Below are 11,319 nucleotides of genomic sequence, written 5' to 3'. Positions count from 1 at the left end.
ACCCGGCACGGATCGCGGCCGCGATCCATGATCAACTAGGAGACGTCCCTGGCGCCGTCTTGGTCGAGGCAGTGGCCTACGCGCTCGACATCGTCGAGATCAGGGTCGAGGTGCTCGCCCGCGTCGAAGGCGCCCTGATCGCTCCTCCGGAACGGGGCAGCGGCAGCATCCTCCTCAAAACAAGGTCACACCCTCAGAGGCGCCGGTTCACGCTCGCGCACGAGCTTGGGCACTATCTCTCGCCGCACCATGTCCCGACAGCCGAGACCGGCTTCTGGTGCGATCAGAGCGACATGCTCTCCCGCACATCCTCCGATCAGGGCCAGCATCGGCGTCAGGAAAACGAGGCCAACACGTTCGCGGCCGAGCTTCTCGCGCCCCCCTCGAAGACGCGGCCATTCTGCCGGAGCGCGCCGGATCTCGAGAAGGTCGTCGCGATGTCCGATCTTCTCGACATCAGCCGGGAAGCTGCAGCACGTCGGTATGTCGAGCACCATCCCGAGACGCTCGCGGTTGCGATCAGCAAGGGCGCACAGCTGAGCTATTGCTCCCCCGCGGCCACTTTCCCGCCCATGGCAGTCACGAGAGGAGACCGGCTCCCAATCTTCGAGGTGGCGCGATGGGCATGACCGCGATGGAAGACGTGGACGCTTCGGTCTGGCCGCGAGCGCCAGACAACTTTTCGCTCGCCGCCCAGACACTCCTACAACGCAACGGCTGGGCGATCACGCTGCTGCACGCCATCGAACGCGATGAAGCGGACGACCTCGGCGTCGAGGACGCCTTCGAGCGGTCTATCAGGTTCGGACGCTGACGAAGGCCTGAGCCTTCCCTGATACCCGACCCAAGCTTCCCTGCTCCCGCGTGGTGAATTCCCTGTTCCGACGAGCAGGGAATTCGGCTGCAAGTGACTGCGATCGCTAGCGGAACTCCGGTCCGGATTGACGTGATGGTCCAAAATCGACCCAAATTCCCTGTATTTTCCCTGTTAAACAGGGACGGAACGGCCGGAGACAGGTTCGGCCGGACTGCGTCCACCACCACCCAGTCTGGCTAAACCACCGTTTCTGGCGTGGGCCTGAGTTCTATCGACATTCCCGATACTTAGCCGGGCGCGTCTGAAGAAGAGCCCGTCTTATCAGGCTTTTCTGGTCTCTGTCGGGCTGTTTCGGGACCTGGTCTCAGGTGCCCTAAATTCCGTTTCCGCAGATGCTGCCGTCAGAGGCCGAGGGCATCGTGCTGGGCGTGCCAGGACGCGGGCTGTTCGGCGAGCTGGGCCAGGCCGATGCCGCGTGGTACTCCGCCTTGGACGATGGTCCTGACGATCTCGGGCGACAGGAACGCGAGCGACAGCGTCATCCGGACCGAGCGCTCGCTGCAGCCTTCGCGGGACGCGATGGCATCAGTGTCGGCGATGCCGCCGGAAACGAGCTCGTCCAGCCATCCACGGCCCCGCGCGATGGCTCGCAGCAGCCGTGTCCGATCCAAGCTGCGGGCAAGCCGAACGCGATCAGGCTCGCCCCCCGATGGCACGATGATCTCACGCTGACGGGTTGTCGGGCTGCGGGTCCAGGCAGCCTGGATCAGCTTACCTGTCGCGAGTTCGATGTCGAGGATGTCCGGTCGGACCGTTACCTCTCTGATTGTCTCGACAAGCTCGGCATCTGAGACATCGGATGGGGTTGCTGTGGTGCCTCGCATTGCATCGATGACGGCGGCCTCGATCTCGGCAGCTGGAACGCGGGCGATGCTGCCGGCCTCCTGCTTGCGGCCCTGTTGCACGGCCTGGCTGACGTAGTAGCGATAGCGGCGACTGCCCTTCTGGGCATGGGTCGGGCTCATCGCATGCCCACGATCATCCCGCAGGCGCCCGGTCAGGAGATGCTCCGATGGGGTGTTTGAGCGGTCCTTGCGATGGGTGTGGGCCGCGAGCTGCGTCTGGACCGCGTCAAAGATGGCCGGAATGACGATCGCGGGATGCTGCCCGGCATGGACCCGGCCCTTGTGGGAGAGCTGACCCACGTAGATCGGGTTCTGCAGGATGGCGTAGAGATGGCCGCGGCTGAACGGCTTGCCGCCCGAGGGTCGCCCACCACCGTCGACCCGCTCGGGAACAACGATGCACGCATCCTGCAGCTCGATCGCGAGCCGGGTGACGCTGCCGATCGCGAGATAGCGGGCATAGATCTCGCGGATGAGAGCGGCATGCTCCTTGACCACGTGCAGGGCGCGGTCGGCGGCTCGGTAGCCGAGCGGGACGACCCCGCCCATCCAGATGCCCTTCTGCTTCGAGGCCGCGATCTTGTCCCGGATGCGCTCGCCCGTGACCTCGCGCTCGAACTGCGCGAATGAGAGCAGCACGTTGAGCGTCAGTCGGCCCATGCTGCTCGTCGTGTTGAAGCTCTGCGTCACTGACACGAACGAGACACCCTGGGCATCGAACAGCTCGACGAGCTTGGCGAAGTCGGCGAGCGATCGGGTGAGGCGGTCGACCTTGTAGACCACGACCACGTCGATCCGGCGGGCTGCGATCTCGGCGAGGAGCCTCTGCAGCGCAGGGCGGTCGAGCGATCCACCCGAGAAGCCACCGTCGTCGTAGCGGCCCGGCAAGCAGCGCCAGCCCTCATGCGCCTGGCTCTTCACGTAAGCCTCGGAGGCCTCGCGCTGGTTGTCGAGCGAGTTGAACTCCTGCTCGAGCCCGTGCTCGGTCGAGACCCGGGTGTAGATGGCGCAGCGACGTGGCCGGGCAGCAGGTTGGATCACAGGCCCGTCCTCCTGTCCTGTGACCCTTTCCGGGCACGCAGGCCGAAAAAACGTGGCCCGTTCCAGCTCGATCCGGTGATGGCCCGGGCGACGCCGGTGAGGCTCGGATAGGTGACCCCGTTCCAGGCGTAACCCTCAGCCAACACCATCACGCGCTGGAGCGTACCCTCCCATTCCCGCACGAGCAGCGTGCCGGGCTTCACCGGCCGCAGCTCCGGCAGCGGCATCACCTCCGCCTCGCGACCCTCCTCCGCCATGCGGCGGAGCTCCCGGGCTGTGTCGCGGTCGACATCGCCAAGCGCGTTCGCCTGGACCCGGTAAGCCAGGACGCGGTGCAGGAGCGAGCGCGGCAGCTGTACGGGAGCCGGGGCCCCGACCAGCCTGCGCCAGCGTCGCCGCAAGCCAGCGAAGTCGAGCGCGGCAAGACGTTCGAGATCGGCCGCCAGCCGAGGGTCGGCTGCCAGCCGACCTCTGCCAGGATCGCGCCGTCCAATCACGCTGCAGCAGCCTCGGCCGGAGCCGCAGCCTTGCGGGAGCGGCGCTTCGGCTCGGGCTCGGGAGCCGCGATCCGGTATGCCGTCACGCCATCCTCGCGGGCGCTCTTGGTCAGCGCGTGCCCGGCGGAGCGGAGGCGGGACAAAGCCGCCCGGGTCGTATGCGGCAGCCATCCGGTGGCGGCAATTATCTCCGCTTGGCTCGCGCCCTCCGGGCGGCCGAGCAGCGAGATAATCAGCGCCTGCTTAGTCCCGGGCCGAGTCGAGTCCGTTGCGATCACCTCGGCTGCAGGCGCAGCCTCGGCCGGCGACGATCCCGCTTCCGTGGAAGCCTCAGCCGCCTTCGCTTTCCGGACCCGCGGTGGCCGAAGCCCGACCGCCCGGTACCCGGCCGTGGTCAGGGCGGGATCGTCGCCGTGCTGGCCGGCGGGCGCGATCAGGCCCGTGCTCTCCAGCCTGCCGAGCAGGCGCTGGCGGCTCACCTCCTTCATGGTGTCGGGCAGGAGGAGCAGCCCGCCCTCCCGGCTCGCCGCTTCGGTCAGGATTTTCGTCTCGGTCTTGCTCAGGGTAAGGTTCGACATCGGTGCTCTCCAGAGTGTCCAAGCCTCGGCTCGGGACGGGTCTCGCCCGTCACCACCGGAACCCCGCGATCGGCACGTGCCGGCGGGGCTGAGCGGATCACCGTGGGCGATCCGTCTACGGTCAGGGCTTCTGGGAGGTCTGGCGGTCAGCGGCTGCGATACGGTAGGCCTCGGTCACGTGTCGTCCTGACAGCACACACGCTCTCTTCGCGCCCGTAGTCGAGCGGATAGTGCGAGAGCCGGCCAACAATCCGTGAGAGTCCGAACTGCCAGTCGCGCAATGCGAAATGGTGACCCAAAGCAGACGTCGAGTGTGTCCGCTCTGGGGCGGACTGATCGGCGCTTCCGCGAAACAGCGGGGTGACCCAATGCAGGCATTCAGAGTGTCTGCTCTTCAGCTAAGGTGTCGAGAAGGAGTGTCTAATGACCCATAAGACGACGGGCCTGCATATCAGGACCTTGTCAGTTTAACGAGTTCGCAGGGATCGCTTTGGCCGGTGCCAGCCATGGCGAAAGTCGTTCGTCTCGCGTGGCAAACTCGTCAAGTAAAATCGCGAACTCTTCACGGTCCGTGCTGCGGGCGATCAAAAACGCTAACGAGCGCATGGCGTTGCCAAGCGCTTCGCCGTAGGCACGGTGTTCCTGACGCGCGGCGCATGCTTCGGCCATGATGAGTATGATCGGAGCCGCCCGCACGTCCCCGCCATCGCGGAAGACGGCGAGGCAGCGATTGACCGTCGCCTCTGCGAGATCGGCCCGGCGCGCGCTCGCGGCCACATGAGCGCATAGCCGCAACGCCGCGATCGCCGGGTTGAGGTCTGCCGGCTCGCCCAGCGGAAGGGACGCAAGCCGCATGAAGGCATCAGCGACTCTTGCATGGGCGGCAAGCACGAAAACGAGATTATGATCCGCGCCTGTGACCTCGAGGGTGGCAGCAGCCTCCAGCTTCGTCAGAACCTCGCCCAGCGGGCTTTCCTCGTCGAGCGGCTGCTCGCTAGAGGCGAGATCATCGAACGGGCCGGGATAAAAGGCGGCCAAGCCCATCTTCCTTTCCCCGAGAAACTCCGTCGCCTCTCGCGTGATCGCGATCCATGCCGGCGGCCGATGCTCTTCAGCAACCGCTAGCAGCGCTCCGTGGACCCTGCCGACGAGTTCCGCGCGGACATGTTCCGGAAGGATCCACTCCGGCCGCCATCGGGGCGCTTCCCGGCGGTCCACCACGGTTTGCGACATGTAGGCCGCCAGGTGGTTTTCGACGACGAAAGCAAGGAACGGCTCCGCGTTGACCCGCTCCTGCAGGGCATCTGCAATCACCCCGGCATGCGCCAGCGTCGCGAGGCGCGACCAAGCTTGAGGCGCGTCGCTGAGGGCGACGCGTGAATGCAGGCGAGCCCCGACCGTAATGGCGGCTGCGCTGAAGAGCTTGAACCGGTCCTCGCCGGCTTCGCTGGTATCGACGATGCGCTCCAGGAAGGCCGTGCCCAGGGCAACGTAAGCAGCGTCCCTGGCGACTCTGGCCGCGCAAAGCTCGAAGCCGAAGAGGAGGCTGAACGGATCATTCGCCAGCAACAACGCCCCGACATCCTGTTCGGAGACGTCCTCGAGAACGTCGAAAGGGATGAGTCGCCGCCACACAGCGCTGAAGGCTAAGCGCCGCAGCGCCGCCGGACGCGACGGCTGGATCATCTCACGCCAAAACGCCACCCGCGCCTCCGAGATCCCCTCCCCGGTCAGCGGGGCCATTGGCCCGATCAGCCGCTCATAATACGCGCGATCGTCCGGGATCAGCGTTTCGAGATCGAACACCTCGGCCGAGAGGAGTTCTCGTTTAAGTGCCTCGGGCGTCTCGGCCAGATCCGACATCAACTGCGTGTAAGCTGCCTCGCCAGGAGGATCGGTGGCGAGGGCAGCGCGCCAATGCGCTTGTTCGCTCGGCAGGAGAGGACGGTCTCCAAACACGCGGTCGAGGGCAGCGCTGCGCTGCGCGCGATCTGCCGTGAGGAGGTCCGCGTCGGGAAAGGAAAATCCCTCGTGGTCGAGCCGGAGGGTGGCTGCACCGCCTGGGGACCGCCCGAGTTCCGCGGAGCAGGTCTGTCCATCACGGAGTTCGAGGGCCGCCTCTTGCGCGCCGTCGGCCGCGCGCCGAAGCGCGTTGTGCAGGCTCCGCGTCTCAACGCTGAGTTGCGCTCCCAACGGAAAGAAGAACCGTGGGTCGATGCCGACTGCTCGACGGAAGGATTCATCCAGCAGGAGGGGCGCCCGGAGCCGGTCGGGCAGTCCGTTCAGGATGGTGCCCGCAATGGCCTGCTGAGCGGGCTGCCCGATCTCCGCTCCGATCCCGGCTACCAGCTCCGGGATGTACTTTCGGAGAAAGCTCAAGATGCGCGCAAACCTGTCTGGCGTCTTTGCCTCCACAGCGGGCAGCAAACTTTGGGAGAGCCACGCTCTAAACTCATCGGCAGCATCGTTGGTTGAGTCGACAAACAGAAGCAAAGCCCCGTAAAGATGAGCTGATTGCTGCAGGGCGGCTTCCCACTGCTGTTCGTCTTCAGGGCTCAGGCACCAATCGATGGGGTCGGGCAGCGTCTCGAGCAGCCAGGACGCTCTGGCCGCCTTTGTGGCGGGATCGTTCGCCGTGGCCCAGAGATGGCGCATGGCCTTCCAGATCGCGAAGCGTACACCGGTCAGCCACGGCTCGTCCGACGGCAAACGGCAGTGCCGGATGCCCGGGAGGGCGATGCTGCACCGAATGGCCCTTAGCTCCGGTGTTTCCGCGAGCTCCTCGTCCACCAGCGGCGCGAATGCAAGATGGTGCTCAAGCTCCTCCGGTGCGATCGGGACGGCAATGTAGCCCGCCATCCGCAGGCGATGGCGTGCCTGCCAGTGTACGGCCGCAGCGATCGCACCGGACGCTTCCAGATGCTGCAAGACGTCGAGCGAGCAAAGCGAGGCAGCACCATGACCGGCTGCATCCTGCCAGGTGGGATAGCGGTTCAGGCTGCGATCGTCGGCGACGACACCGCCACTCACCGTCAGGTTTGAGAGAAGGTCCATGGTCGGGGACGCGGCGCTCACCTCCCGATCGTCCTCTTCGCCGTCCTCCGACCGCCCCCGGCGCGTGGTGAAGCCCAGCGTTCCAGCCTCGATGTGCTGCGCAAGCGTCGCCCGGATACGCTCGATGGCGGCCAAGAGGTCGGCGGTGCGCTCACCGTGGCGCAGCGTTGCCTGTACCTTCTTGTGCAGGTCGGGATGAATGAGCACCGTGCGGACCGCCTTCGTCAGCGGCTCTAAAGCTCCGACGTGATCAAGGTAGGTTACGGTAAGATCATCAAGATAGATTGTCGCCGACGCATTCACGGCAGCTGGCTGCAGCCAGCCTTTGTCGACGACATGTAAGTACCGCAACGCTGTCGCGTGTTGGGAAGCATCCACACGACCTGCAGTCTGTAGGAAGTTGAGGATCGACAACGTGTCGGTGAGCATCTCTTGGTATTCCGTCATGTCGACGGCTTCTTCGAGATAGCTCCTCAGACGGGTCACGGGGGCGCTGTGCACAGCCACACCCCCGTCACGCCCCGCCAGCGTGAGGAGATCCGCGAGTTCCGGATGAATCTCCCGCCGAGAGGCGGGAATGGTCAGCCCAGCTGTGCTTGCCACTTGCAGGCGACCAGACAGAAGAAGCGCTTGTAACCTGTTCGCTTTGTCGATCTGCGATGGCTGGTGCACCCGAACGTGCTGCCGCTCAACAAACATCGCTCCAAGCGTGCTGGGCGCGATGGCAGGGTGTGGGAGCGTGGTAAGCGCGACGTCCAGGAGCCCTATCAGCTCGAGGGTGAAGATCGCAGTCGGATCAAGCGCTACGCTCCCTATGCCGGACAAATCGCGCACAGGCCGCCATCCGGGCATCGCCAGTATCGGAGTCGGCACTGCGTCATCATCCAAGTTGCGGAGAGCTTGCCCCAGACTGACATCGATTAGCTGGCGCCGTACCGCGCTGGCCGCAACAAACAGCGGCGTCTCCGCGCGGCGGACGCTCTTGTAGATGTTGTCCGCATGATCGTTCCAGCCGGGCGCCCTGTCCAAAAGCTCTCGCATCGACATCTTCTGGACAGGGCCCGTCTCGCCTGAAGCGTCGACGGCCTTCTGAAACCAAGCCTGAACGCGATCGTCCCGCTCTTCCAATCCAGAATCCATAGCGAGCATGTAGGCGGCCAGGTTTACATGCGGGTCATCTGGTGCTGCTCGAAGCGCAGCGTCGCGGAACGTTGCGGCGTAAGGGCTGTTTGCTTCCGCAGCGAGGCGCGAAAGGCGCGTTAGCTCGCGGGGTGGTAGACGGTCGACCGCTTCGCTTTGCTGGACAAGATGCTTCTGCAGATAGCCCCAGTCGCCGGTCTCAACCGCCGTCGAAATCAGCAGCTCACGGCCGGAGGATGTTACCGCACGCGGATCGAGGGAGCGCGCGACTGCCCGTGCCTCGACCACGCGGCCGAGGTGGAACAGCGACCAGCCATGTATCTCGGCGTGCTCGACGTTCCCGATGGTCAGCTCCGGAAGGTCCGCGACGAGCGAGAGAACCTCCTGCGATGCACTTTCGGCGCCCAGGGCCCGCATTGCCGTGTCGAAATCTTCAGCAGTTCTGGTACGGCGCGCCAACACCGGCGCGTATCGTGCGAGATCCCGAACGCGCCGCCGGGCCTTTAGCAGCGCCACGAGGGTCCGGAGATCAGCCAAGCTGCCGCTGTCCTCGAAGCGCCGCCGGACCGGATCGACTTCGTCTCCGCTCTCGATCGCGCCAACAAGCTCGACAAGGTAATCGGCTATATCTACTCCAAGGAACTTGCCCCGGTACTCAGCTAACCGTTGACGCGCCCTTTCAAGGTCCCCCGTTCTGGCTAGGGCCTCGACATGAGCGACCGCGATCGCCTCGTGGCTGAGATCGGTCTGCTTGAACAGATCGTCCTCATGCGCTTCGACGAAGTCGCGTATCGTTTCACCATCGCCAGTATAGAAGGTGAGTAGGAGTGCTGCGAAACGCTCGTCGCTCGTCCAGCCGCCGAAGGTTTTCTGACGGAGCAAATGCCGTCCAAGCGCCTCCCGGTCGAACGGCACGTCGAAAGCAAGCGCCAGGCGGACGCGGCGGAGCGTCAATTCCGGATCGGCGATTTCTCGGGCCAGCTGCAGGCGTGCCGCCGCTTGGGTGGTGGGATCTTCGAGGCGTAGCCACAAGGAGAACTCCGCGAGGAATTCGCCGAGGGTTTCGATTCCTAAGCTGCTCAGCTGCGTTCGCAAGCGGTCGATATCAGCCCTCGCACGCTGGATCGCGCGCTGGCTCTCCGCTCCAGCCGCGATGGAGAGCGCCCGCGGGTTCAGAGGAAGGCCCTGTGTGAGTGCGGAGCGCTGTTCGAGCGGCAGACAGGAAGCGACGGTCAGCTGGGCGCGGAGAAGGAGCAGGACCGGACAATCATCGTAGTACGTATCGGACGCCTCCTGCGCCGCGGCGAGTCCGGGCGAGGGATCGCTCGTGGCCAGGTATGTGACGATAAGGTTCACCACCCCCGCGGCGGTGAAGTCAGACGGGTTCAGGCCGGCCTCGAGCATCCATCGCAAGGCCTCGGCACGATCCCTGCGGATCAAGATGCTGAAGGTCGCTGTTCGCCCATCAGGGTCGGTGCGGGACCGCAACGCGCGTAACGCGGCGGAGGGATCGCCGTCAGCCTCCGTGAGCAGGGCGTCAACGATCGACAGATCAAGCGCTGGATCGAGGCGAGACGCCGCTTCGCGGAACTCTCGGGCGAGCGCGAGCGTATTGGCTGCTGCGTTGGACCGCGCCGCCCGCTGACAGATCTCCGCGCGGAGCGATGCTGCTCCGTAGACAAGGTCGCCATCAAGGGCGCGTCGCGCGAGCGCCGTAAGCTCCTGCTGGATGTCTGCTTCAGCGAATCCGCGGCGCCGGAGTACGCGTGTCAGGCAAGCCTGAAGCTCACGATCGGCATAGGCTTGTGGAAGACGCTGGAAAGAAGCGGCGTCGATCTTTTCCGATATCTGGGCAAGCGTTGCCTCGGCGCGCTGACTGCTAGCGAGAACAGCCTCCGTGTTCTTAGTCTGAGCGCTCAGGCTCGGGCTCCACCCAGCGTCGAATGCCAGCTTGGCGGATTCGTGCAGGTTTACCTTGTCCTGTAGAACGCCCCACCCCCAAATTGCGACTTGGATCGCTCGTCCGAGACGATGTTGCTCGATTGTCAGCCGCTGCGCGAGCTGGTCGAGACGCGTGTCGTTGTCGGAGGTTGTCGCGAATATGAGTTCTTGAAGTGGCGGATTGTATTGAAGTGCCTTCTTAACGTCTGCTTCGACCTCGTCGGCGGTCAGCTTTGCTGAACCGGTCTTCAGCTTGCATTGCACGCCGACGAGCCGCTCCGGGTCGCGGTCACGATAGGCCGTGATGTCCACCCCGTCTTGGCTCTGCCCGCGTCGTCCGATACGCTGCGCGTTCGGGTCGTTGAGCTCAGCTTTGAAGAGTTCGACGCAGTTCCGTTCGAACTCCGTTTCGTCAGTGGGTTTGCGAACTTGCGTGGCTTTATAGCCTGCCATTTTGGTCGATTCTGGGTGTAAGTTCGTGCCTGGCCATCTATCGGAATTCCTGCGTCACTACCACTGGTTGGCGCGCAACGAGGGTTGGCGCCGAGACGGATTCAATCAGAGAACGCGGCAGCCGGAAAGGCATTAAGATGCCCAAATACCACGGGGGCTACGACCCGCTGAACTCGCAGCACGTGTCGCCAATCAATGACTTCCGCCCTAAGTAAATGCCTAGACCCTACCGGAACTGGTCCGGTACCGAGGGGATATCACGGTCGCTTCTGGCGCCCTCTTCTGGAAGAGAAAGACATGACCGTTCATTGCTTTGGATAACGAGAGTCGATTTAAGGTGCGCCCTAGCCGGCGTAGGCTGCAAGAGCTTACAAAGCATTCCAATCTCTGAAGAACTCCCAGGCGTCTTTCCAGAGCAGAGCCGAAGAGAATCGGGAAGACCCGCCCCAGATACCCTCTCTCAGGTACAGGAACGATCGAACAGGGCTGCGTAAGCAAGTATCATCGATAAAGTCTTCTTTGAATTGATCCTTGTCACCCTCCACCTCTCGATCGACAAACAGCTCCTCGTGGCACAAGCAGATCGGTGACCAACCGTCACTCCAGCCATCATACTGAAATCCGAGGACGTGCTTGACTTGGAAGAGGCTTACGGTCGAGCGCCCCGGCGCAGAATCGATGACGATGGCCCGCTCTGGCGGGAGGGCGGCGGCTTCCAACAACTCTCGTGCGGAGGCCGACCATTGGCCGACAGGGCAACCTCGTGCCCGCCAGGCCTGGAAGATAAGACCGCCACCGGCGAGCTTAACCGATCTCCTCTGGTTATAGCGATGCGCCGATCCGGAAGGCGTGACCGAGTACGTGTAGAAGGGCATCAGAGCTAATGACCGAGG

7 protein-coding genes are annotated in these 11,319 nt (G+C 64.2%); 2 read left to right on the top strand and 5 right to left on the bottom strand.

Annotation, left to right across the window (positions count from 1 at the left end):
- Together ACFE87_RS10075 and ACFE87_RS10070 are read left to right on the top strand one after the other, a co-directional pair.
- Positions 1 to 629 (top strand): ImmA/IrrE family metallo-endopeptidase (locus tag ACFE87_RS10075; RefSeq protein WP_375459491.1); only part of this gene is annotated, 629 nt, incomplete at its 5' end.
- Positions 620 to 814 carry a hypothetical protein gene (locus tag ACFE87_RS10070; RefSeq protein ID WP_375459490.1) on the top strand — a complete coding sequence of 65 codons (195 nt, stop codon included), beginning with the start codon at positions 620 to 622 and terminating at the stop codon, positions 812 to 814. The genes ACFE87_RS10075 and ACFE87_RS10070, both read left to right, overlap by 10 nt.
- 404 nt (positions 815 to 1,218) lie before the next feature.
- Here the strand turns inward: ACFE87_RS10070 and ACFE87_RS10065 are convergent, their stop codons facing one another.
- The 5 genes from ACFE87_RS10065 to ACFE87_RS10045 all read right to left on the bottom strand — a co-directional run bounded on the left by ACFE87_RS10065 (position 1,219) and on the right by ACFE87_RS10045 (position 11,301).
- Entirely contained in the window at positions 1,219 to 2,763 is a 1,545-nt protein-coding gene (locus tag ACFE87_RS10065) for a recombinase family protein (RefSeq protein WP_375459489.1), read from the bottom strand.
- Complete coding sequence (locus tag ACFE87_RS10060) at positions 2,760 to 3,164, bottom strand: DUF2924 domain-containing protein (protein WP_375459488.1); 405 nt, start codon at positions 3,162 to 3,164, stop codon at positions 2,760 to 2,762. The genes ACFE87_RS10065 and ACFE87_RS10060 overlap by 4 nt, the downstream gene beginning before the upstream one ends.
- Before the next feature lie 92 nt (positions 3,165 to 3,256).
- The gene (locus ACFE87_RS10055; protein ID WP_375459487.1) at positions 3,257 to 3,838 is read right to left on the bottom strand and encodes a DUF3489 domain-containing protein; all 582 of its coding nucleotides are present in this window, start codon (positions 3,836 to 3,838) and stop codon (positions 3,257 to 3,259) included.
- Between the two features lie 462 nt (positions 3,839 to 4,300).
- Positions 4,301 to 10,426 (bottom strand): hypothetical protein, encoded by a 6,126-nt coding sequence (locus ACFE87_RS10050; protein WP_375459486.1) that lies wholly within the window; start codon positions 10,424 to 10,426, stop codon positions 4,301 to 4,303.
- Between the two features lie 368 nt (positions 10,427 to 10,794).
- A complete protein-coding gene (locus tag ACFE87_RS10045) occupies positions 10,795 to 11,301 on the bottom strand; it encodes a hypothetical protein (protein ID WP_375459485.1) in 507 nt (168 codons plus the stop codon).
- Positions 11,302 to 11,319 lie beyond the last annotated feature (18 nt).

Origin of the sequence: uncultured Enterovirga sp. (assembly GCF_964242715.1) — a bacterium.
Taxonomy (GTDB): Bacteria; Pseudomonadota; Alphaproteobacteria; order Rhizobiales; family Beijerinckiaceae; genus Enterovirga.
The sequence above is the reverse complement of the archived record's forward strand: the minus strand, read 5'-3'. Positions and strand labels throughout refer to the sequence as shown.